22 protein-coding genes and 1 pseudogene are annotated in these 23,307 nt (G+C 40.7%); 22 read left to right on the top strand and 1 reads right to left on the bottom strand.

What is annotated here, in order from left to right; genetic code table 11:
* The 15 genes from FFM62_RS05640 to FFM62_RS05710 all read left to right on the top strand — a co-directional run.
* Nucleotides 1-334: IS3 family transposase (locus FFM62_RS05640; RefSeq protein WP_137604531.1), on the top strand; the 334-nt coding region annotated here is incomplete at its 5' end.
* A 225-nt stretch (nucleotides 335-559) separates the two neighbouring features.
* Complete coding sequence (gene yfmF / locus FFM62_RS05645; protein WP_115471222.1) at nucleotides 560-1,825, top strand: EF-P 5-aminopentanol modification-associated protein YfmF; 1,266 nt, start codon at nucleotides 560-562, stop codon at nucleotides 1,823-1,825.
* Complete coding sequence (gene yfmH, locus FFM62_RS05650) at nucleotides 1,815-3,095, top strand: EF-P 5-aminopentanol modification-associated protein YfmH (protein WP_115471223.1); 1,281 nt, start codon at nucleotides 1,815-1,817, stop codon at nucleotides 3,093-3,095. The genes yfmF and yfmH overlap by 11 nt, the downstream gene beginning before the upstream one ends.
* A 69-nt stretch (nucleotides 3,096-3,164) precedes the next feature.
* On the top strand, nucleotides 3,165-4,124 hold the full coding sequence (locus tag FFM62_RS05655; RefSeq protein WP_115471224.1) for a helix-turn-helix domain-containing protein: 960 nt from the start codon (nucleotides 3,165-3,167) through the stop codon (nucleotides 4,122-4,124).
* Between the two features lie 21 nt (nucleotides 4,125-4,145).
* Nucleotides 4,146-4,730, top strand: coding sequence for a CDP-diacylglycerol--glycerol-3-phosphate 3-phosphatidyltransferase (gene pgsA, locus FFM62_RS05660; RefSeq protein WP_115471225.1), 585 nt, complete (start codon nucleotides 4,146-4,148; stop codon nucleotides 4,728-4,730).
* Between the two features lie 310 nt (nucleotides 4,731-5,040).
* A complete protein-coding gene (locus FFM62_RS05665) occupies nucleotides 5,041-5,523 on the top strand; it encodes a nicotinamide-nucleotide amidohydrolase family protein (protein ID WP_115471226.1) in 483 nt (160 codons plus the stop codon).
* Nucleotides 5,524-5,601: 78 nt separating this feature from the next.
* Nucleotides 5,602-6,747, top strand: coding sequence for a recombinase RecA (gene recA / locus FFM62_RS05670; RefSeq protein ID WP_115471227.1), 1,146 nt, complete (start codon nucleotides 5,602-5,604; stop codon nucleotides 6,745-6,747).
* A 125-nt stretch (nucleotides 6,748-6,872) separates the two neighbouring features.
* Nucleotides 6,873-9,155, top strand: a complete 2,283-nt coding sequence (gene helD, locus FFM62_RS05675) for an RNA polymerase recycling motor HelD (protein WP_115471228.1) — start codon at nucleotides 6,873-6,875, stop codon at nucleotides 9,153-9,155.
* A 6-nt stretch (nucleotides 9,156-9,161) separates the two neighbouring features.
* Nucleotides 9,162-10,106 (top strand): type I pantothenate kinase, encoded by a 945-nt coding sequence (gene coaA / locus FFM62_RS05680; protein ID WP_115471229.1) that lies wholly within the window; start codon nucleotides 9,162-9,164, stop codon nucleotides 10,104-10,106.
* Nucleotides 10,107-10,473: 367 nt separating this feature from the next.
* On the top strand, nucleotides 10,474-11,244 hold the full coding sequence (locus FFM62_RS05685) for a LysM peptidoglycan-binding domain-containing protein (protein ID WP_115471230.1): 771 nt from the start codon (nucleotides 10,474-10,476) through the stop codon (nucleotides 11,242-11,244).
* Between the two features lie 316 nt (nucleotides 11,245-11,560).
* Entirely contained in the window at nucleotides 11,561-13,105 is a 1,545-nt protein-coding gene (locus tag FFM62_RS05690) for an MDR family MFS transporter (RefSeq protein WP_115471231.1), read from the top strand.
* Nucleotides 13,106-13,110: 5 nt separating this feature from the next.
* A complete protein-coding gene (locus FFM62_RS05695) occupies nucleotides 13,111-13,863 on the top strand; it encodes a DUF4811 domain-containing protein (protein ID WP_115471232.1) in 753 nt (250 codons plus the stop codon).
* A 300-nt stretch (nucleotides 13,864-14,163) separates the two neighbouring features.
* Nucleotides 14,164-14,364: a cold-shock protein gene (locus FFM62_RS05700; protein WP_075269406.1), complete on the top strand. Its 201-nt coding sequence runs from the start codon at nucleotides 14,164-14,166 to the stop codon at nucleotides 14,362-14,364.
* Nucleotides 14,365-14,459: 95 nt separating this feature from the next.
* Nucleotides 14,460-15,353: an RluA family pseudouridine synthase gene (locus FFM62_RS05705; protein ID WP_115471233.1), complete on the top strand. Its 894-nt coding sequence runs from the start codon at nucleotides 14,460-14,462 to the stop codon at nucleotides 15,351-15,353.
* Nucleotides 15,354-15,498: 145 nt separating this feature from the next.
* Nucleotides 15,499-16,671 (top strand): CAP domain-containing protein, encoded by a 1,173-nt coding sequence (locus FFM62_RS05710; protein ID WP_115471234.1) that lies wholly within the window; start codon nucleotides 15,499-15,501, stop codon nucleotides 16,669-16,671.
* Between the two features lie 85 nt (nucleotides 16,672-16,756).
* Here the strand turns inward: FFM62_RS05710 and FFM62_RS05715 are convergent, their stop codons facing one another.
* Nucleotides 16,757-17,995 (bottom strand): aminopeptidase, encoded by a 1,239-nt coding sequence (locus tag FFM62_RS05715; protein ID WP_115471235.1) that lies wholly within the window; start codon nucleotides 17,993-17,995, stop codon nucleotides 16,757-16,759.
* A gap of 265 nt (nucleotides 17,996-18,260) precedes the next feature.
* On the opposite strand from FFM62_RS05715, the gene FFM62_RS05720 reads away from it, so the two are divergent.
* The 7 genes and pseudogenes from FFM62_RS05720 to FFM62_RS05750 all read left to right on the top strand — a co-directional run bounded on the left by FFM62_RS05720 (nucleotide 18,261) and on the right by FFM62_RS05750 (nucleotide 23,133).
* On the top strand, nucleotides 18,261-18,929 hold the full coding sequence (locus FFM62_RS05720) for a hypothetical protein (protein ID WP_115471236.1): 669 nt from the start codon (nucleotides 18,261-18,263) through the stop codon (nucleotides 18,927-18,929).
* 45 nt (nucleotides 18,930-18,974) lie between these two features.
* Complete coding sequence (msrA, locus tag FFM62_RS05725; RefSeq protein ID WP_115471237.1) at nucleotides 18,975-19,520, top strand: peptide-methionine (S)-S-oxide reductase MsrA; 546 nt, start codon at nucleotides 18,975-18,977, stop codon at nucleotides 19,518-19,520.
* A complete protein-coding gene (gene msrB / locus FFM62_RS05730; RefSeq protein ID WP_075269412.1) occupies nucleotides 19,507-19,950 on the top strand; it encodes a peptide-methionine (R)-S-oxide reductase MsrB in 444 nt (147 codons plus the stop codon). Before msrA ends, msrB begins: the two co-directional genes overlap by 14 nt.
* A 267-nt stretch (nucleotides 19,951-20,217) precedes the next feature.
* Entirely contained in the window at nucleotides 20,218-20,559 is a 342-nt protein-coding gene (locus tag FFM62_RS05735) for a hypothetical protein (RefSeq protein ID WP_115471238.1), read from the top strand.
* Between the two features lie 38 nt (nucleotides 20,560-20,597).
* Nucleotides 20,598-21,683 (top strand): hypothetical protein, encoded by a 1,086-nt coding sequence (locus tag FFM62_RS05740; RefSeq protein ID WP_133296304.1) that lies wholly within the window; start codon nucleotides 20,598-20,600, stop codon nucleotides 21,681-21,683.
* Nucleotides 21,684-21,802: 119 nt separating this feature from the next.
* A complete protein-coding gene (locus FFM62_RS05745; RefSeq protein ID WP_115471240.1) occupies nucleotides 21,803-22,753 on the top strand; it encodes a hypothetical protein in 951 nt (316 codons plus the stop codon).
* 37 nt (nucleotides 22,754-22,790) lie between these two features.
* Nucleotides 22,791-23,133 (top strand): annotated as a pseudogene (locus FFM62_RS05750) (heavy metal-binding domain-containing protein).
* The last annotated feature ends 174 nt before the right edge of the window (nucleotides 23,134-23,307 follow it).

A 23,307-nucleotide genomic window follows, 5' to 3' on the forward strand; every position in this document is an offset into this window, starting at 1 on the left:
AAATACTAGACCCAAATTAAATTACCGTTTAACAATCCACTCTGACCAGGGATTCCAGTATCAAAATTATGAATATGTCTCACGTTTGCAGAACAACCATGTGTTTCAAAGTATGAGTCGCAAAGCGACCTGTCTAGATAATGCTATGGCGGAGAGCTTCTTTCATCTCTTGAAGGTAGGAACTGTCCATAATAACCATTATCAAAACTATGACGAGCTGAAGTCTGCCGTCAATAATTATATCTATTACTACAACAATAAACGGATTAAAACAAAGCTGGCCGGAAAAACTCCGGTTCAATACCGAAGTCTTTCCGACCAGCTAGTTGCTTAAACTTCTCTCCAATTTTTGGGGTTCAGTTCAGATAGATTTTCTATCTCAGTTTTTTTATTTGTCTTTAGGAAAATGATGACAAATAAAAAAACTATTAATCCTTATTAGGAAATGTGGTAAGTCGCTAGTCGAAAGGTTATACTTAAAGACAATTGCTAATTTTAAGCACATATTTTAAATGAAAGTGAAAATACAAGAGCTATTTTCATCAGCGAAGGTACGTTTGTGGTAACAAAAGAAATTCAAACGGGTGTGTTTGTCCACGTTTTACCGACAAAACAATTTGCAACAACGCACATCGCGGTTAATTTTACGCAACAATTAAATCAACAAACTCTCAATGCACGTGTCCTAGCAAGTAATATGCTGGAAACGGCTTCTGCAAAGTATTCCTCGCAAACCAAGCTTGCTCAGGCACTAAGCGAAATGACTGGGGCAGCCTTTGGGACAGAGATTTTTAAAGTCGGTCAATTACATACCATTCGCTTGCAATTAAATTTGGTTCACGAAACTTTTGCAACGACAGATAGTGATATTCTGCGTGATGGGTTCAATTTTCTAAATGAAGTTATTAATCGGCCAATGGGTGACGAGTCAGTTGGTTTTTCACCAGTCATGTTTAATCGACAAAAAGAAATTGCCCTTGATGAAGTTGCTGGTCTTCGCGAAGATAAACCTTACTATGCCTTACGAGAAGCCTTGCAAGCTTACTTTGGCGCTGCAGATCAAGCATTGCCAGCTTTTGGAACCATTTCTGGTTTGCAAGCTACCACGCCACAGCAAGCTTGGCAGGTTTGGCAAGAAAGTGTCGCAAATGATCGCATTGATATTGTGGTCGTAGGGGATATTACCTTAGCCGAGGTACTTGCAGCAACAAGGCAATTTAATTTTGCACCACGTCATCATCAATTGCAGGCAACCTATCAGCAAACGTTATTGCCACAAGTTAAGCAGGTCAAGTCACAGGATGATGTGACTCAAGCGCGTTTAGTGTTGGGCTATACATTAATGTCATCTGGTGATGAACGTTTCATTGCCAATGTGTTTAATGGTCTATTTGGTGGCCTGGCGATTTCAAGATTATTTTTAAACGTTCGTGAATCAGCGGGGCTAGTTTATGGTATCTCATCTGATTACAATCCATATACTGGATTATTGGTCGTGGAAGCAGGTGTTGATCAAGTCAATCTAGCTATTACAACAACAAAAGTTAATGAAGAATTACAACGTCTCCAACAGGAATTAGTTCCTGATGAAGAATTGACAGTAGTAAAACAATTATTAAAAACATCGTATACGATGACATTGGATCAGCCACTTTATTTAGCAGATCGTCTGTATAATCAACAAGTTTTAGATCAACCAATCACCGATGATGCTTGGTTGGAAAAGATTGACGCGGTCACGGCTGAACAAGTTCGAAGTTTCGCACAGAGCGCAGTTTGGCAATTGCAGTATGCAATGGTTGGGGGAGAAGTGAATGTTGGCTAAATCAAAAAAATTTTTACCAGCTGAAAGACATCTAACTTTGTCGAACGGTTTGCGGGTGCATCTGCTCCCACGACCAGACTTTCACCAAGTGGTCGCAATGGTCACGGTAGACTATGGTGCTCGTGATCGCCTGTTTATGGATCAAGGGCAACTCATTTCACAACCAGCAGGTGTTGCTCATTTTGTTGAGCATCGACTGTTTGCACAGCCAGATTATGATGCGTTTTCACGATTAAGCGAACTTGGGGCAAATGCCAATGCATTTACGACCCAGACACGAACAAGTTATTATCTGTCAACAACCGTTGGTAATCAAGCAGCATTGCAGGAATTAATGACATTCACGCAAGAACCGTATTTTGACTTAGCAATTGTCCAAGGTGAACAAGAAATAATTACGCAAGAAATAGACATGTATGAGGATGATATTAATTCAAAACTATACCGTCTAATCCTAGCGCGTTTATACCCAGATGATCCTTTAGGACAGGATATTGCGGGTACAGTCGAATCAGTTCACCAAATCACGCCGGAACAGTTGCAGTTAGCATTTTCATCATTTTATCAACCAGATAATATGGATGTGGTGGTCACGGGAGCTTTTGATGAGACCAAGTTACTGTCATTGATTGAAAACTCACCAGCAGGGCAGCGCGTAGGAGCCAAATCAGTTACCAAGTTGGTGCCAGAATTAAAACCTGTCATCACAACGCCATTAGAAGTGCCTTTAAATGTCGTACGGAATAAAGTGGTATTGGGTCAACGATGGGAACTAGATTTCGCCAAATTGTCGCGACGTGATATTTTACGGGTGACAATTATTGGTAGTCTCGCTATCGATCTTGTCTTTGGTGAGTTTTCACCAACGTATATGACTTGGTATAACGATGGCCTCATTGATGATAACTTTAGTGCCGACTTTGACGCGGAACGACACTTTGCTTATTTGACAATTGCTGCTGAAACGGCAGAACCAGAGCGCGTCATTGCAGCAGTTTCGCAGGTTTTGAATGATTTAACGGCGCAAGTTGTCCAACTTAAGACTAGTTTTAAGTTGGTGAAGAATGATGCCTTAAGTCGTTTGATCAATAAATTAAATCAAATAGAAGAAACGGCTATTCGTTTTGAAGGCCAAACATTTGATGAAGCAACCTTGCAAGATGAAATAGCTATTTTGCAAGCGCTAACAGTCAATGATATGATTACGGTATTAACACAGACAGCGGTCAGCCCAGTGGCCAGCATAATCGCTCGACCTGATATGTTGTAATTATGTTAAAATGAAATAGAATGCAATTATATTTATTATGCTAAATTTTAAAAGTTAGGATGAGGGATTATGAACGAAGAACGCAATAGCGCTATCGGACAAGAGCTCCAACAGGCTCGACTTGATAAAGGGCTATCACTTGATGATATTCAACAATCAACGAAAATTCAAAAACGCTACTTAGCGGCGATTGAGAGTGGCCAATTTGATCAATTACCAGGTGCTTTTTATGAACGCGCATTTGTCCGTCAATATGCAACGGCGGTTGGAATAGATGCGGTTGCCTTCATGCAAAAATATGAAAATGAAGACGCTGAAACACCACAACCTGATTTAAGTGCAGCACGTGTTGATGCAGATAATGTGACTCGGGCGGGCATGCATAAAACTGAAGAGACAGTTGCTGATAAAACACGAAGCATGATGCCAAAAATCATTATTGGTGTGGTCATCGTTGCGATTATCGCGATTATCTGGGCAGTGGTTTCATCGTTTGCTGGTTCTGCTAAGCAAGAATCAAAGAATCAGTCGACCGTCTCAGTATCAACATCACAAGTTGCTAACAAGGATTCTTCTTCAAAGAAGGCGTCATCAAAGTCATCAGCAACGACATCTTCTGATAGTGAGTCAAAATCATCAGCATCAAGCAGCTCAAAGAAGGCATCATCAAAGTCATCTTCTGAAAAGAAGGAAAAGACAGCTAAAGTTGACTTGGGCGAAAGTAATGTAAGTGGGACGACAGTTAGCTACGACTCAGTGAAAGCCCCTAACAAGGCAATGAAGATGCAGTTGAAGGCGGAAGATGGTTCTTCATGGATGCAAGTTAGTGATGCAGCTGGTACCGTATTGTGGAATGGTACTGTGGAAGATAGTAAGACGCAAGAGGTTGAGATTCCAACATCAGCAAATGGTGTGCAGGTTTCAATTGGAAATGCCTTAGCAACAAAAGTATCACTAAATGGTAAGTCAGTAGACTTGCAATCTAATAATGCGAGTGTTTGGCACTTGAATATGAACTTTACACGATAAAAACGTAGGAGCAAATAAAAAATGAATTTACCAAATCAACTGACTGTATTTCGAATGATTTTGATTCCAGTGTTTATGTTAGTATTGTCAATTTCACCTGATTGGGGTGTTTTGTCGTTTGGCGGTACAACATTACCTGTCGCACATTTAGTCGCTGCAATTATATTTATTGGCGCATCATTAACTGATCTTGCCGATGGTAAAATTGCTCGTAAGCGTCACTTGATCACAAACTTTGGTAAGTTTGCGGATCCATTAGCTGATAAGTTACTCGTTATGACAGCCTTGATTTATTTTGTTCAATTTGATTGGGTACCAGCTTGGATGGTTGCCATTATTGTTATCCGTGAGTTAGCAATTACTGGTTTGCGTACGTTGATTGTTGAAAATAATGGTAAGGTTTTGGCAGCAGCTATGCCGGGAAAGATTAAGACCGCTTCACAAATGGTCTCAATTTCTTTCTTCCTACTACATGATGTTTTCTTCGAAATGATCAATGTACCATTCGCCATGATTATGATGTGGATTGCCTTAATCGCAACGGTTTATTCAGGAATTGATTACTTCTATAAGAACCGTGGCGTATTCGCCGATGGGTTTAAATAGAGCGAGACAAAAGACGTTTTGAAGCCGGTTGTAACGATGATTGCGTTATTTTGGCTCGTAGCAAAGCGAAGAGACAGAATTACGTAATCGTTGTTACATTAAGGCTTCAGTCTTTTGGAACGCGTTTGAGAGAGTGAGACAAAAAGCGCCTTGAATCTCATAATAAATGAAATTTAAGTATAAAAGCCGGGACGAAATGTCCTGGCTTTTATATTCCATAATGGTCGTCGAATATCAATTTTTGATTTATACTAATAAAAGACATTTATAGAACATGTTGCCTCTTTATTAATGGGGAAGGAGGTTGGCAATGCAACAAGAACAAGTTGGAAAAAGTTTAATTACTCGTCACCAAACGATTACATCAGCTGAATCTTTAACAGCTGGGTTGTTTGTGGCAACATTAGCTGAAGTTAGTGGTATCTCTGCAGCGCTACCAGGGGCTTTTGTGACTTATGCGGCAGCTGCTAAAACGAAATTAGTGGGGGTGCCCGCAGAATTGATTACGCAGTATGGTGTCGTATCTGACCAAGTGGCGCAAGCTATGGCCAAGGGTGCGCAAGCAAAGTTAACAACTGATTGGGCGATTAGCTTTACTGGCGTTGCTGGTCCGGATGCGCTAGAAGGACACCCAGCTGGGACAGTCTATATTGGTGTGGCAACGCCGTCTGGACAAACAATGGCGCAGAAATATCAGTTTAGTGGTGATCGGCAAGCAGTCCGTGAGGCGAGTGTCGCAGCTGGCTTTGACTGGTTGGCAGATTTATTAGCCAAAGAATCGTCAATTGATTAGATGTATTGAAAAAAAGTGTTAATTAGGTTACACTAGAACTGCGTTAAGTTAAAGTTAATGAGTGGAGGCCCAAAAGATATGGCTACAGGAAAGAATATTAATCCAAATAAAAAATTAGAAGGTAAGATTACTGACCCTAAAGAACGTCAAAATGCATTGAATGATGCTTTGAAAAAGATTGAAAAGTCTTTCGGTAAGGGCTCGGTTATGAAGCTTGGAGACAGTCGCTTCACCAAAGTTGAATCAACACCAACTGGTTCGTTAAAGTTGGATGTGGCTTTGGGTATTGGTGGTTATCCAAAGGGTCGTGTTGTTGAAATATATGGACCTGAATCATCTGGTAAGACGACCTTGGCTTTGCATGCGGTTGCGGAAGCACAAAAAAATGGTGGTATCGTTGCCTATATTGATGCTGAAAATGCGATGGATGTGGAATATGCCAAAGCATTAGGTGTTGATGTTGATGAACTACTATTATCTCAACCAGATACTGGTGAGCAAGGATTGGCCATTGCGGACGCTTTGGTAGCATCAGGTGCGATTGATATGGTTGTTGTCGACTCTGTTGCCGCTTTGACACCTAAGGCAGAAATTGATGGTGAAATCGGTGATTCGTCAGTTGGTTTGCAAGCACGTATGATGTCACAAGCGCTACGTAAGATGTCAGGTGCTATCTTAAAGACAGGAACGACGGCTATCTTTATCAATCAATTACGTGAAAAGATTGGTGTGATGTTTGGTAATCCTGAGACAACTCCTGGTGGACGTGCATTGAAGTTCTATTCATCAGTACGTTTGGATGTTCGTCGTAAGGGTGGTATTGATGCAACTAAGGCGGATGGTGATAATATCAAATCTGTTGGTAATTTGACACGTATTAAGGTCGTTAAGAATAAGGTTGCCGCACCATTCCGTGAAGTTGAAGTTGAAATTCTCTTTGGAAAGGGAATTTCAAAGACTGGTGAAATGATCGACTTAGCAGCTGATAAAGAAATCATCATTAAAGCTGGTTCATGGTTCTCTTATAAAGGTGAAAAGATTGGCCAAGGAAAGGTCAATGTTATTCGCTGGTTAGAGGAACCAGAACATAAAGAAATTTACGATGAAATTTATGATCAAGTTCGTCTGGCTTATATTGGTAGCCATGATGGATCAGCTGATGCACCTGAAGCTGCACAAGAAGCAGATGGTGATGAAGTGCCATTGGATATTGAAGAAAAATAATCTATAATTAATAGGAAAAAACTGGGACATCATGTTTGTCCCAGTTTTTGTCTGTAAAAATAACTAGCGAAACAGGCCAAAGTGGTGTAACATAGAAACACTAATTTTTATCGGGGGAGCATAACATGACGCCGTATGACTCAGAGCAAAAACGCCTAGATTCTGTACTAGAAAAAATTCAGGACGCTAAGGCAAATAATAAAATGCAACAAACGAACGCCAAGGAAAAGAAGGCGGATGTTGATTCTGGCTGGAAAGATGTTCGTTTTAAGACATCAACGTATGGTAGCTTGTTTGAGACAGCGATGTCGGTCCGTCAACAACAACAAATGTTACAAGAACGTGAGTTGGCGATGGATTCAGCCGAACATCAAGCAGTCGTATTGGATCGTTTGACTGAACGCCCCTATTTTGCACGCATTGATGTGCAAGAAAAGGGAGCAGAAAAGGTTGATCAAATCTATATTGGTTTAGCATCATTTTCAGATGGACCAGATAATTTCTTGATTTATGATTGGCGTGCACCAATTTCTTCTATCTATTATGATGGTGGGTTAGGTCAAGTCTCTTATGATACACCTGATGGTAAACAAGATGCTGAAGTCTCTTTGAAACGTCAATTTCAAATTGAGGATGGCACAATTGTCACGATTTTTGATACTGACGAAGCAGTTGGTGACCAGATGCTGCTTAATGCGGTTTCAGGTGAATCAACGACTAAGATGAAGTCAATCGTTACGACGATTCAAAAGGAACAAAATAAAATCATCCGTAATACGGCAGCGGACTTGCTGTTTGTGCAGGGAGCCGCTGGTTCTGGTAAAACATCGGCTGTACTACAACGAGTGGCTTATCTGCTTTATCGTTATCGTGGTCATTTAACTTCAGGACAAGTCGTACTATTCTCGCCAAATCAATTGTTTAATGATTATATCGATCAAGTGCTACCAGAATTAGGTGAGCAAAACATGGTGCAAATGACCTTTTATCAGTATGCATCACGCCGTTTGCCTAGGTTACAGTTAGAAACATTGCAAGAACGTTTTGAATCGCAACCAACAGGCATGGCCAAGCAAATTATTGACTTAAAGGGGACAAGTGCCTACTTTAAAGCCATGCAAGCGTACGCGCAATCATTAAACCAAGCCAATTTGAAACTACGGCCGATTAAATTCCGTGGTCAAGAAATAATCAGCAAGGATAAAATTGCGGAAATCTACTATTCATTTAATGATAACTATAACCTTGGTAATCGTCTGCATGCGACGAAAGAACCATTGATGAAGATTTTGCAAGGTAAATCAGGTAATGAAGTCCATGCTGATTGGGTAGAAAATGAAGTGCAAAATTTGAGTAAGGAACAATATGATACGATGCTCCGTGACAATCCACGTGAATTTGATTCAGACGAAGCGGAGTATAAATATATTGCGAAGCAGTTGGTAATGAAAGCATTCACGCCGGTTATCCGTGGTGTTAATCGTAATCATTTCATCAATATTAATGAGCAATTTGTGCACTTCTTAAAATCAGTACCTCAGCTTATCAATTTGGCTGACTATGATATGAGTCAGGCAGAATGGCAAACTGGTGTCAAGCACACCGTTGAACAAATGCGCCAAGGTATTTTGCCAATGGCAGATATGACGCCTTATATGATGTTGTTCGATCTCATTAAGGGGAGCCGTGGGGAACGTGATATCCGCTTTGTCTTCATTGACGAAATTCAGGACTATACGCCTTTCCAGTTGGCGTTCTTAAAGTTTAGTTTTCCAAAAGCTCGCTTTACAATGTTAGGTGACTTGAATCAGGCCATCTTTACCAAGGAAAACGCCGTTAGTTTGCAGGATGAATTGTCACAGCTATTTGATCCTGATAAGTCAGAGTACATTGAGTTAACCCAAACATATCGTTCAACCCAACAAATTACGGACTTTTCAAAAGATATTTTGATTAATGGTGCGCAAATTGATGCTTTTGAACGCGCGGGTGATTTACCAGCGGTTTCAATCGTGCCAACTACTGGAGCAATGGTGACGGAAATTGTGCAACAATTAGCCGATAATCAAGCTGCAGAAGAGACGACGGCGATTATTACGAAGACTTTGGCGGAAGCTGAAATAGCCTATGCGGCTTTACGTGACCAAGCGGATGTCACGATTATCCGAACAGAGAATCAACGCTTAGTACCAGGAACAATTATTGTGCCTGCTTACTTGGCCAAGGGACTAGAATTTGATGCCGTTATTATGTGGAATGCGTCGCCAAAGGTGTATCATGGAGATGATGAACGACAACTTGTTTATACCATTGCATCTCGTGCAATGCATCAGTTAACGATATTTGCCGTTCAAGAATTGACGCCACTATTAGCGAATGTGGCTGATAACTTATACGAGATGAGGTAGTCTACTATGGCGACAGCACCGTTAAATTTTGCTGTTTTTAATAGAGAGAATTGGCAAAAATTAGCTAATCAGTATGTGGTGCCAGAAAAGATTGATATGACACCACAGACATTGCAGAACATTAAGGCATATAATGACCGCATTGTGATGGCCGATGTATTTAATATTTACGGACCGTTGGTGACCTATATTAAATTACGTTATGACCAGTATCGGCATGATATAGCAGAACGTGCTGATTTTCTTGGTCGGTCAGCATCACGAGGACCATTTATTATCGGTATTGCTGGTTCAGTGGCGGTTGGTAAATCGACAACAGCACGTTTGTTACAATACATGTTGCAGTCAGCTTTCCCCGAGAAGGAAATTGCTTTAACGACAACGGACGGATTTTTATATTCTAATGAAAAATTACGGGCTGCTGGTATTTTTGACCGTAAAGGTTTTCCTGAGTCTTATGATATGGCAGAGTTATTAGCTTTTATGAATGCATTGAAAGAAGGTAAACGGACTGTCCATTCGCCTAAGTATTCTCATGATATGTCCGATGTGTTGGTAGGTGAGTATGATGAGTTTGATAATCCAGATATTTTCATTATTGAAGGTATCAACACGTTACAAAGTGGGGCGAACACGCCAGTATACGTTTCGGATTTCTTTGACTTTTCGATTTATGTGGATGCCCAAACAGATTTGATCGAGCAATGGTATATTGAACGGTTTAAGGCGTTGCTATCAGCTGCCAAGGATAATCCGGCTGACAATGAATTCTTTGCTGAGTATACAAAGATGCCAACGGAACAAGCGGTAGCATCTGCTTTAGATGTGTGGCGCCAAGTAAATTTGCCCAACCTAAACGAATATATTTTACCAACTCGTGAGCGTGCCGATTTAGTATTGCATAAACAAGCTAATCACGAGATAGATACGATATGGTTACGCAAATTCTAAAAACATTACTTTTCAAAATGACGATAATGTAACAAAAAGCCATAAAGACGCCGAACATTCGTGTTCAGCGTCTTTATTTTTTATTTTTAAGGAAATTTTAGAGATTATTTTTCGAGTTAACTATCTTAATGTTTTCTTTATAAATACCTATTTTATAGGGGATACTTTCTAATGTTACAAAAATATTTCGTGTATTGGCGGCTTTGAATTAACCGTTTAAATTCATGTAATGTTTATGTAACTTGCTATAAGCTGAAATTGTTAAACTATTACTTGTCGTTGGGTAATGCCCAATTCATCAACCTGCGTAGTCACAGGTATTAAATATAGTAATCAAAATTATCCATTAGGAGTATTATTAATTTTTATGAGTAGTAAAGTGAAACAAACAGCCTTAGCAGTTGCCGGAGTTGCGTCAGTCTTTGTTGCTGGTTCATCTATTGTTAATGCCGCATCAACTTATACAGTTAAAGAGGGCGATACTTTATCAGAAGTTGCCAACAAGTTCAACATGACAGTTGATGACTTGGTAAAGTCAAACGACTTGAAAGATGCGAACATGATCTTCGTTGATCAAAAGATTGAAGTGCCAGATTCAGCAGACCTTGCTGAAACTGATATTGATGCATCAACTGATTCTGCAGCTAACGATGCTGCTTCATTGGCAATGTCTCAAGCAGCATCATCAGCTGCTGCAAGTTCAGCTGCCGCAGCATCATCAGCAGCCGCTGCTGCATCACAAGCTGCTGCTGACAAGGCTGCCGCAAGCGAAGCTGCTCAAGCAGATACGACTGCAGCTGCAGAGCCAGCTCAACAAGCTGCACCAGCAACTTCAAATGAGTCATCTGCTTCAGAAAGCACACCATCATCAAGAAATGAAGCTGGTGGATCAGTTAAGGCACAATTCTTGGCTAACGGTGGAACTGAAGCTTTGTGGAGTTCAGTTGTTATGCCAGAATCAGGTGGAAATCCTAATGCCGTTTCACCAAATGGTTACCATGGTCTTGGTCAAACCAAAGAAGGTTGGGGATCTGGTAGTGTTGCCAGCCAAACTTCAGGAATGGTTGATTATGCCACTTCACGTTACGGTTCAATTGAAAACGCAACGGCCTTCCGTCAAGCTAACGGTTGGTGGTAAAAAACACTTAATGAATAATAATCAGAAGATTGAGCAATTAAATTGTCTCAGTCTTCTTTTTTTATGAAAAAAGTTTTTGAAAGTTGTGAACACATCACAAACGACTGTTCAATAAGTTATATTAATCTGTAAGGGATTTCATTGCTTATGGCATAGCGATATTGATAGATGAATTGATGACCACGATTGGCCAGTACAGTTGTTTCCTGTGAACACAACTACAATGTTTGTTAAATTACTTAACAAAAAACCTTGATTAAATAGAAAACGAGTTTTACAATGATACATTGTGATTAAAACAAATGGAGGAAAACAAATGGCACATGATAAAAGTGTGACTTTGGATATGGACGGTAAGCCATTTAACCGTACAGCCATGGTCGCCGTATTATTAATCGGTACTTTTGCTGGTGTGTTGATGCAAACATCATTGGGAACGGCTATTCCAACCCTAATGAACGATTTTGATATTTCGTTTGCAACGGCGCAACAAGCAACAACTTGGTTCTTACTAGCAAACGGGGTGATGATGCCCGTTTCAGCTTTCTTATCAACGCGTATTAAATCAAGAACATTATATATTATTGCTTATGCACTTTTAACTGCAGGAATGGCTTTGACGGCCTTTACACCTGCTGATTCAAATATGTGGTGGATGTTCTTAGCTGGTCGTATCGTAACTGCCATTGCCGTTGGAGTAACGATGCCTTTGATGCAAGTGGTAATGCTTAACATCTATCCAATTGAAGAACGTGGTGCTGCCATGGGAATCAACGGTATCGTGATTGGGCTAGCGCCTGCTATTGGTCCTAGTTTGTCTGGCTGGATTCTTGAAAAGGACCACACGTTACTTGGTTGGACAATTTCTTCTTCATGGCGAACAATCTTTATTTTGCCATTGATCGTTATTGCCATTGCATTTATTTTGTCATTCTTCTATGTTAAGAATGTTTTGCCTACTAAGAAGATCAAGTTGGATGTTGGTTCATTCATCTTGTCAATTCTTGGTTTCGGTGTCTTCCTACTAGGATTTACAAATGTGGCTACAGCAGGTTGGGGTGATTTCTCATCAGTTATCTTACCAATCATCGCTGGTTTGCTACTAATCATTTTGTTCATCTGGCGCCAAGTTAAAATGGATGTACCATTTATGGACGTCCGTGTCTTTAAGAATAAGCAATTCTCATTGACGACCTTAGGCGTTATGTTGGCTATGATGGCCATGATGGGTGTTCAAATGATGTTGCCAACTTACTTGCAAAACGTGCATGGTATGTCAACATTGAATTCTGGACTAGTTTTGTTGCCAGGTGCATTGATGATGGGATTGTTGGCACCATTGACTGGACGTATGTATGACCAAATTGGTGCAAAGCGTCTAGCAATTGTCGGCTTTGCTATCTTGGCTTTGGGAACTTTGCCATTTATGTTCATTACGACAACGACTTCAGGTGCTTTCATTACAGCCCTATATGCTTTGCGTATGTTTGGTGTTGCGATGGTTATGATGCCATTAACGACAATGTCAATGTCAGTTTTGCCAGCTAATGAAGCACCCCATGCGACAGCTTCTAATAACACGGCCCGTCAAGTGGCTTCGTCAGTTGTTGTTGCCTTGTTGACATCAGTGACACAAAATATTATCAATAACAACGAGCCAGGCAAGGCTTTGCAGACAGCTAATCCATTACAATATGGATCAGATATGCTTGATGCCTCGATGAAGGGCTTCCGTGTATCATTTGCCATCGGTTTCGGCTTCGCAATTCTTGGTATTATTGTGGCGCTATTTGTCCGCGGAGGTCGTGTTGTACCTGAGGGTATGACAAAACATGTCTCATCAGATGAAAAGGAGGATTAGGCAACATGATTATTATTGTTTTAGCAGTATTTGCAGTATTAACATATATCTCATGGTTCTACATTAAAAGTGCGCCAACACGTCTTATTATGGGCCTAATCTCTTTTGCTTTATTAGGAGCAACTGTGTTGTTGCTAACCGCTAATATCAAGTCACATTATGGTATGAAGAATGTGACAACAACTACCGAAAAGACAATTTATTCAGCTGGTGGTTCAAAATCACCCGCTGGTATGTTGATTACACAAGAACTTGGTACGAAGTCAGGCAACTATGTCATGATCTATGCGGATAGTGAAGATGGTAAAGCTAAGCCACATTTTGTCCCAAACAAGAAGAACATGGCCGAGGCTATTAACAAGAAGGCAACTTATAAGACTGCTGATGTTGATAAGGCTACCGTTAAGACGGTGACAACTCGTCGTGAGTGGCAAAACGACTTCTTTAAGTGGTTGTTAGACTTTGGAGGCGAAGGTCACTCATTAGTTAAGCAAACAAGCACTGTGACTGTTCCTAAGAACACTTGGGTCGTTTTGAGTGCTCAACAAGCAAAACAAGTGACAGCAAAGCAAAAGGCAGCTGGTCAAGATAAGGCCGCTGCTGCTGCGCAACAAAAGCAAATGCGTGATGCCATTCAAGCTAAAGTTGCTGCATATATGAAGGATAATCCAAAGGCAAGCGCCAATGACGTTGCCGATTATTCTCATGAAGCAACTGCGGAAATGACAGCAGATGCCATGAAGCAAATGATTAAATAGTAAGTAAAAACATTTATTAACAGGTTAGGTGATTGGGTCGTCTGAATTAGGGGATACTGATAGCTTAACTGCTTAGTAAATGTTTTTTTATTATCAATGTAATCGCCTGCTATAACCGGTATCATCGCTAGTCATGCGATAATAATTTCGCTATCAGTTAAAATGTTTGTATCATTAAGTAGGAACACGTGTTATACTTAAAACATAGTTTGAAAGATTTTGTTTTATGTTTCTCAGAAATAAGGGCATCTTCGTTTTGGATTATTAATTTTTATGGCAGGATGCCAGGAGGTTTCAGACATGGAACAAGGAACAGTAAAGTGGTTTAACGCAGACAAGGGTTACGGATTTATCTCACGCGAATCAGGCGACGATGTATTCGTGCACTTCTCAGCAATCCAATCTGATGGCTTCAAGTCATTAGAAGAAGGTCAAGCTGTATCATTTGAAGTACAACAAGGTGACCGTGGTTTGCAAGCTGCTAACGTTACAAAGTTGTAATCGTTAATCAGTTTAAAAAATAAAAGAGCCTGGGAATTTTCCTAGGCTCTTTTATTGTGGTAATAGTGACACATTATTTCTATGGAGAGTGTGCAATGGTAGGGTGGACAAAGCAAATCGAGTTGCCAGCGGATCAGCCGGCGGTCTCAATTAAAGAGCAACTTACCATGTGGCATGTGCCACGACGGATACGAGGCAATTTTCGAATCGCACGTCGTATTTATTTGAATGGTGAGTATCAACCGACTTCAACTATTTTAAAACCACATGATGTGTTGTTATTGCACTGGTTACCGACTGACTTTATAACGCCGGATTCACATTATGTCCCTGATGATTCACAATCCTTACAAATCCTATATGAAAACGACGAGTTATTAGTTGTTAATAAAATTAAAGGTGTTAAAACGCATCCCAATTCTCCTGGTGAAGATGGTACGATGATGAACTTTGCCCAAGCATACTTGATCAAGCAGGGGAAACGGGCATACATGGTTCATCGTTTGGATGGTCAAACGACTGGGGCCTTGATTATTGCAAAAGTACCATACGTGGTACCAATGTTGAATCAACTGTTACATGATAAGACCATCAAACGTACTTATTTGGCTTGGGTCGACGGCCACCTGACACAGCCAACAGGGACGATTAACCTACCAATTGGTGAACATCCAACTAATAGTCGTTTGCGTCAGATCAATGGTATCAATGCGAAACCCGCAGTGACTCACTGGACAAAAATTAAAACGGTCTATCAACAGACACTAGTACGGTTACAGTTAGAAACTGGGCGGACCCACCAAATTCGCTTACATATGGCAGCAATCGGGCACCCATTGGTAGGGGATGACTTGTATAATCCACAGTCTAATTATGCGGGTGGTTTATTGTTACATTCTGCCAGTGTGCAATTACCGATTCCTTTTTCAAATGACATCAAGTCGATTGGGGCCCGGTTACCGCCTAGTTTCCCGGTAAATCTTAAGTAATTACCCGAAGTTATTAAGAAATTTCAAAATTTTCCTTCGAAATGTAATGATTTTGTTAAGAACTTCTGTTATTATTAAAAAATGTTGTATTAAACAAAAATTAAATACGCATAAACGCGTAACGAATTAAGGGGAAACTTCTTCAATGGAAATCAAGTCACACAAGAAAATGTATAAGGCAGGTAAGCAATGGGTATCAGTTGCAGTAGCAACTACTGCAGCGGGTGTCGCTTTTGTTGGTGCTAATGAGTCTGCTTCTGCAGATGTATGGCAAGCTAACACTGTTGATCAAGTTGCATCACAAGTTTCATCAAATGGTGGTGTTAACAATTACCAAATCCAAAACGGTGATACGGTTTGGGCATTAGCCATGGCAACAAATGATTCAGTTGATCATTTTGCGACAACTAATGGTATTATTAACCCTGATTTGATTGTTGCTGGTCAATCATTCAATGGGGCAACTGCAGCAAATGCTCAGTCAGCAACGTCACAATCAGCTGCTGCGCCAGCCCAAACTGCTTATACACCAGCACCGGCAGCCAATGAAGCATCATCAGTTGCACCTGAAGATGATACAGCAGCTAGCCAAGCCGCTGCCAGCCAAGCCGCTGCAGACTCTGCTGCTGCTGAATCAGAGGCCGCTGCCAGCCAAGCCGCTGCTTCATCACAAGCTGCTTCTGAAGCCTATGCTGCATCAGTTGCTGCTAGTGTTGCTTCATCAGAAGCTGAAGCTGCCTCAATGGCCGCTGCTGAGTCAGACGCAACGGCAGCTAGTGAAGCTGCCGCCAAAGCCGCTCAATCAGAGGCAATGGCTGTAACTGCTAAGTCAAGTGCGGCTGCACAATCAGCTGCCTCAGTATCATCATCAGCTGCTTCTGACAGTGCTGCTAAGGCTGCTGCTTCATCAGAAGCCGCTGCTAAGCAAGCAACTGCTAACCAACAAGCTACTGAAGAGTCAACAACAGCATCTTCATCAACTGCTGGTAACGTTGACAATGCCACATTTGATGCTTTAAAGTCTAAGCGTAGTGGGATGACGACTGAATGGTCATCTGACTTAGCAGCCCAAGCGCAAGCACGTGCCCAACAAATCGCTAACAACGGTGGTTCAATTCCTAATGAACACTGGAGCAACGGTAATGAAGTCATTTCAATTGGCTTTGGTGCTGGGTCATCAGTTGTTGACGCTTGGTATAACGAAACAAATATGACGACTGCATCAGGAACTGGTCACCGTGACTGGGAGATGCGTGCAAGTTCAACTCACTTTGGCTTTGCACAAGTTGGTGACGTCATTGTTGGTGTTTCTAACTAATTAAATATTGCAATTAAAAACGAGGTTTGGATGTCAAAGTCCAAACCTCGTTTTCATTATTAGATGTTTTTTGTCACACTCTGTCTTAAGCCCAATTACCTTGGCGGAAAACAGGGACTAGTTGGCCATCTTGAGTGATACCGTCAATGTCCATGTCGGCGGAACCAATCATAAAGTCAACGTGTACGATTGAATCGTTTTGGCCCTTTGCTTGACGATCAGTAACTGATAGTTGGGTACCGTTCTTAATGTTTGAAGGGTAGGCAGCACCAAGTGCTAGGTGATCAGAGGCATTTTCATCAATTAAAGTCGTATAGAAAACAATGTCCGAGTTAGAGATTGGCGAATCATCTGGTACTAATGAAACTTCACCCAATGATGCAGCGCCTGCATCTGTTTGAATTAATTGTTGTAATACGTCTTGACCAGTCGTTGCTTCAGCAGCCACGACCTTGCCATCGGCAAATGTTAATTTAATATCTGTAATTAGGACACCTGAATATGATAAAGGCTTCGTTGATTGTACTGTACCGTCAATATGGCGATAGTCAGGTGACGTAAAGACTTCTTCAGTTGGCATATTTGGTACAAAACGGTTACCAGCTTTGTTGAATGATTCAGCAGCTTCCCAGACATGGTCTTCAGCTAAGCCAACAGTTAATGATGTTTTTTCAGAATGGTATTGAAGTGCCTTGAAATTTTGTTGGTTCAACCAGGCCGCTTTTTCGTTGAGCGTCTCGATATGTTCTTGCCAATCAGCAATGACATCATTATCTTCTGAAATGCGGTTGATCTTGAAAATTTCTTGCCATAATTTATCTTGCGCTTCATCAGCTACTACATCTGGAAATACTTTTTGTGACCATTCCTTACCAGCAGAAGACACAACTAGCCAGGCCACGTCATTATTCATTGTGGCTTGACGAACGGCCGTATTAGCTCTTTGATAGGCTTGTTCGTAAAGTGAGACCCGATCGCTGGGAACATCGCTAAAGCCATCAGGATCATTCGAAACAATGGAAATTCGTGAGGTTTGGTTAGCCATTAGAGATTCGGCACGGACAGAAACCCAAGCAGGAATATTGGTTAAGGTTGCTTCGCTGGCATGTGTCAAAAATTCGCGTTGCAAAATGGTATCTTTCCATTCAACAATGACTTGATTAGCACCTAATGCATAAGCGGCATGCATAATCCGGTGGACCAGGTCAGCTTGATCAATTTCGGCATAGATAATGACATCTTGGCCGGGTTTTACATTAACACCAACACGGGTAATTAAATCGGCATATTTATCTAATAACTGATCGAAATGTTTAATTGTCATGATTTTTTCTCCATTTTTTAAGATAACTATCATTTTACAGGTATAGTAGGGTTTCGTCACGCTCTATATAAACGCGCTCCAAAAGTCTGAAGCCTTAATGTAACAACAATGGCATAATTCCGTCTCTTCGCTGCGCTACGAGCCAAAATGACGCCATCATCGTTACAACTGGCTTCAAAACGACTTTTATCACGCTCTGTCTTGAATTGTTGGTTAGTTGCAAATCGTGATATAATGCAACAAATACTTATTGAAGGAGTATAGCATGAGTCGAAAGAAGATTATGTTATCGGTACTCGGACTCGTTGTGGTCATTGTGGCTGGTTATGGGGCCATCATATGGTTTAGTGATGATCGGACGTATACGAGAGAATTAAATAAAGCCCGTGATGCCGTCGCGGTTCAGGACTGGCAGACTGCCAAGAAACATTATCAGGCGTCGCGGCAGGTACGTGTTTCGGTTGAGAATCGGACCGCCAGTGAACAATTGAATGATTTAGAGCGAGCAGATACAGAGATTAAGAAGCAAAATTGGGAGTCAGCCCAAAGTTTGTATCAGCGAGCGATTGATACTGATGGTGGGGTGGCCTTACTAAAAAAGGCTGCTAAAACGAATCAACGGTTTGTAACAGCTAAGAAGGACACTGGTAAATATCAATTATCAGCTTCGTCGTTGCAAAAATCAGTGGATAAGAAGGATAGTGAGCTCAAAGACTTAAAGAAGCAAATGAGTGAGTCGACAGCTGCAGCTCAAGCGGCTCAAAGTTCAGCTGACAAGGCCTTGGCAGATGCGAAAGCAAATGCAGATAACGCCAATAAGCAAGCCGAGTCGGCTGCATCAGCTTCCCAAAAAGCGGCAGATGATGCTAAGAAGGCGTCAGAATCAAGCAGTAAAGATGATGACGATGACAAAGATAAAGACGATAAAGATTAAAAAAGTAGGTTAACGGTGTATCCTATTAATTAGGGGGTATGATTAATGACAAAGCAAACAGCTATTTTTGCAGGTGGATGTTTTTGGTGTATGGTCGAACCGTTCGAAACCTTACCAGGAATTGAAAAAGTACGATCAGGCTATACCGGTGGTACGATGGTTGATCCAACGTATGACGAGGTAGCTGCTCATATTACTGGCCATACAGAAGCAGTTAAGATTTGGTTCGATGACGACATTGTGTCATATGAGTCTTTGGTCGAACTTTATTGGCAACTGGCCGATCAAACCGATGCCATGGGACAATTTGCGGATCGTGGTGACGCTTATCGACCAGTTATTTTTGTTAAGGATGATGCACAACGTCAAATCGCTGAATCTTCTAAGCAGGCATTAGATTCATCCGGGCGTTTTGATCAGCCAATTGTAACAACAATCGAAGATGCTAAACCATTTTACGATGCTGAAGAAGAACATCAACAGTTTTATAAGAAAAATCCATTACGTGAAATGATGATGATGATGCCAAGAAAGAGGTATCAGCATAAGTATTGGTCAGATAAGGAGGATGCAAATAATGGCAAAGCCTAATGAAGCAGATTTACGTGAGCAATTAACGCCAGAACAATATGCGGTCACTCAAGAGGCGGCAACTGAAGCGCCATTCAATAATAAATATGATGCCTGGTTTGATGAAGGTATTTATGTTGATGTTGTGAGTGGTGAACCATTGTTTAGTTCTTTGGATAAATACGATGCTGGTTGTGGGTGGCCATCATTTACCAAGCCAATCGAGAAAAAATCAGTAAAACGCCATCTTGATACATCACATGGGATGTACCGAACAGAAGTTAAGTCACAAGATGCTGAATCACATTTGGGTCATGTCTTTACTGACGGTCCAATCGCACAAGGTGGGTTACGCTATTGTATTAATTCAGCAGCGCTAAAGTTTGTGCCGGTCGCTGAATTAGCGGCCCAAGGATATAGTGAGTATGAGTCACTATTTAATAAAGAATAGATATTCACTTAAATGGCGATAAGCTGTTTTCAAGCCACTTTCATGGATTTGTCATGAAGGTGGCTTTTGACTCGGGATTAGTCCAGCGCGTGAGATAATTTATCGGCTTACCCGCATGGTGGACTATTAATTGGAAACAGGGTGGACTTAATGAAATGGTACTAACATTGACTATATTTTTTTCATCGGATAAAAAATTAGCGAAAATAAATGGATAAATAAAGTTATGATGGCTTCATGACTAATCGAATGGAGAGAGTGGACACAATGAATTGGTTACTTTCAAAGAAAGATGAGCATCGATTGGCTCTACATCAGTACCTAATCACTCATCATAGTAAAAGCTTTTTAATTAAAGATTTGATGGCAGCAATGGGCTGGTCTCGGTACTTGACACTACAAGCTGCGCAACAGTTAAACGTTGACTGTCAGGCAATTACCCAGTCATCACAAGACTTTGTTATTCTGTCTGATGCTAACCGGACGATCACCTTGCATGATTTACAGTTAATCAGTGGCGCTGCCTTGAAAGGATATTATTTACGACAGTCACTAAAATTTGACCTTCTATTAGATGTCTTTCTAGAAGGCTTCATTCTAATGAAGTGATTGCCTTTCGTCATTCCTCTAGTACGACGGTGGTCCGGTTGGTAAAAGAAGAAGTACGTGAACAGTTGTTGCAGCAGGACATTCGGATTGCGGATAATTACCAATTATTGGGTGATGAGCGTCAAATTCGAACCCTGATGATTGAGCAAATTTATTTAGCTTTTGCTAATTCGCCGTTACCGTTTAGTCAAGAGACGCAACAATATGTGAAACAGGTCCAAAATGATGTGGTGCCTTTATTGACTAAGCGGGCAACGATTAAGCGTGTACTAGAAATTACGATTGGTGTCTGGCATACACGCGTGATGAACGGTCATCATATTCAATCAACGGATGAAGATTTGCTTAAACCAACCGAAGAGTTGCAATTTTCTGCCAAACAACTAATGGGACAGTTTGCTTCATATCTAAGACTACGGTTAGATCCTGAAGATACTTGGGTGGACGATGAGCTCCGTTATGGTTTGTCGGTATGTTATGCGTTGGGTATTGGGCAAACGACCGATTATTTATCGGATTTAACAACTGATAATCAAGCAACTGTTACTTGGGTCGTTGAACGAATTGGTCGCGCTTACTGGCATTATTTTATGAAAGAACTGCCTGAAGAACAAAAACAAGCCATCAAAGCATTGATTGGGCCAGTTTTGATTCGTTTATGTTATTTCCCACCATATGATATCCAACCTTTGCCTGACGTTGATTTTCAAATGCAGACTTACCCAATTCATACAGCTTTTACGAAGCAGGTCATTCACATGTTTACACATCGGTTTGATTATAGTGAAGAACAGTTGATGGGGATGTTGTTCAATCCGTTGCTGAGTACCTTCATTAAAGTGTTTACGGTGAGTGATATTTTCCCGTTGATTACAGTAACGATTGATTTGATCGATATGCCTGCGTTAGAGAACTATTTAACGCAAATGGTTAGTCAATGGGATACATTAAATATCAAAATCACCAATGAATTAACTGAAGATACGGACTTTTATCTATCTAATGTGATGATCAGTCAAGAAATACCCGGCTTTGCTTGGCAGACTATTCCAGAATGGTCAGAGCGTTTAGCATTACGTCAAAAAATGATTGATTTAACAATGCGCCGATTTTATAAATTATAATACATAAGTATTATAATTGGTGGTTAACCAACGGTTCTGCTACAATTACAATGAAGTATCATAATTAAAAAGACATGTGGGCGATGATTTCATCGGAGCATTTGTAATGGGAGATTATTATGAATAAAACAGTTGTTATTGGCACTACTGTTGTGGTTATTACGGTAGTTGCTGGTGGGGGAACTTATGCTGTCTTGCACACACCAAAGCGACAGTTCGAGTCTAACCTAGTGAAGATGACTAAAAGTAATGATAATATTGCAAATTTTCGCGTAAAGGCTAATGGCACGAGTGACGATACGGGTAATGTTAGCGGCACGCTTGAAGCAGATTCACAGAATGAAAATAAACTGGCCGTGCATTTAAAAGTAACTGATAAAAACACACCAGAAGCCATGAATATTAAAATGGATAAAAAACACATTTATGTGTCTGCGGACATGCTGACAAGTTCGGTGAAAGGATATGGCTTAAAAGGTCTAACTAAAGTAACCAAATCACTGGATAAATATTGGCTTGATTCATCTCAAAGTGCATCGTTAAAAGACTCGTATAGCTCTATTGATACGAAAGAGGTACGTTCAGACGCGACCGCTGTGACAGAATGGTTTAAGGACTTAGATAGTAATAAGTTCAAGAAAGTGTCTAATGGCTACAGAGTTAACTTGAATAAAGCAGATATGAAAAGTTTGATGACGAAGATTTCAAAAACAAAATCAGGTAAGGAAATTTCGAAGCCTGAATGGCAAGAGGCCAAATCAGCGCTTGATCCAGTCAAAAACTTCATGCTCAAGTTAACTGTTGGTGATAAAGGAAATTCATTTGCAATTGATTTTTCGGGAAAAGAAAATAATCGCAAAGAACAATTAACCTCTAAAATCAACACAAAGCGAGATGATAAGTTAAAGGTAAAGATGCCGGCCAAATCATTGATCAAAACTGAGTCACAGTTATCGGAATTACTAGAAGAAAAAATGTTGGCTTACTATAGTGATCAAATTGCATCATCAATTGATGAATTTAATTCATCAGTTAGCTCGTCAACAAATGATGACGTTTTGGATGCGTAGTCGGTAGTGATAAGCTTATAGATAAGGAGGAATATGTATGTCTGAAAAAGTACTGGTTACGACAACGGAAGCAATTGCTGGTTACCATGTTGTCGAAACAATGGGTGAGGTGTTTGGCTTAACAACCCGTTCACGAAATGTGGTGTCATCATTTGGTCAATCAATGAAGGCTATTGTTGGTGGTAAAATCAAAGGTTATACGAAGTTGCAAGATGCAGCCCGTGATGAAGCCATCGATCGTTTAAAGACTGCCGCTGCCGAAGTAGACGCTAATGCTGTTATCATGATGCGTTTTGACTCATCATCAGGAGCAATTGGTGACTCGGTTACGGCCTATGGCCTATGGGACTGCTGTGAAGATTGAGAAGGATATCGATTAAATAGAGCGAGAAAAAAGTTGTTTTGAAGTTGGTGTGACACATGCTTTGTGCCGTCTTTGACTGCAGACTGCAGCAAGGCGGAGAATAGTAAGGGCGTAAATTTTGTTACATTGAGGATTCAGACTTTTGGAATACGTTTTTAATATAAATTAAAGCGTTAGTGGATTGTTACAC

Origin of the sequence: Weissella thailandensis, from assembly GCF_005405465.1 — a bacterium.
Taxonomy (GTDB): domain Bacteria; phylum Bacillota; class Bacilli; order Lactobacillales; family Lactobacillaceae; genus Weissella; species Weissella thailandensis.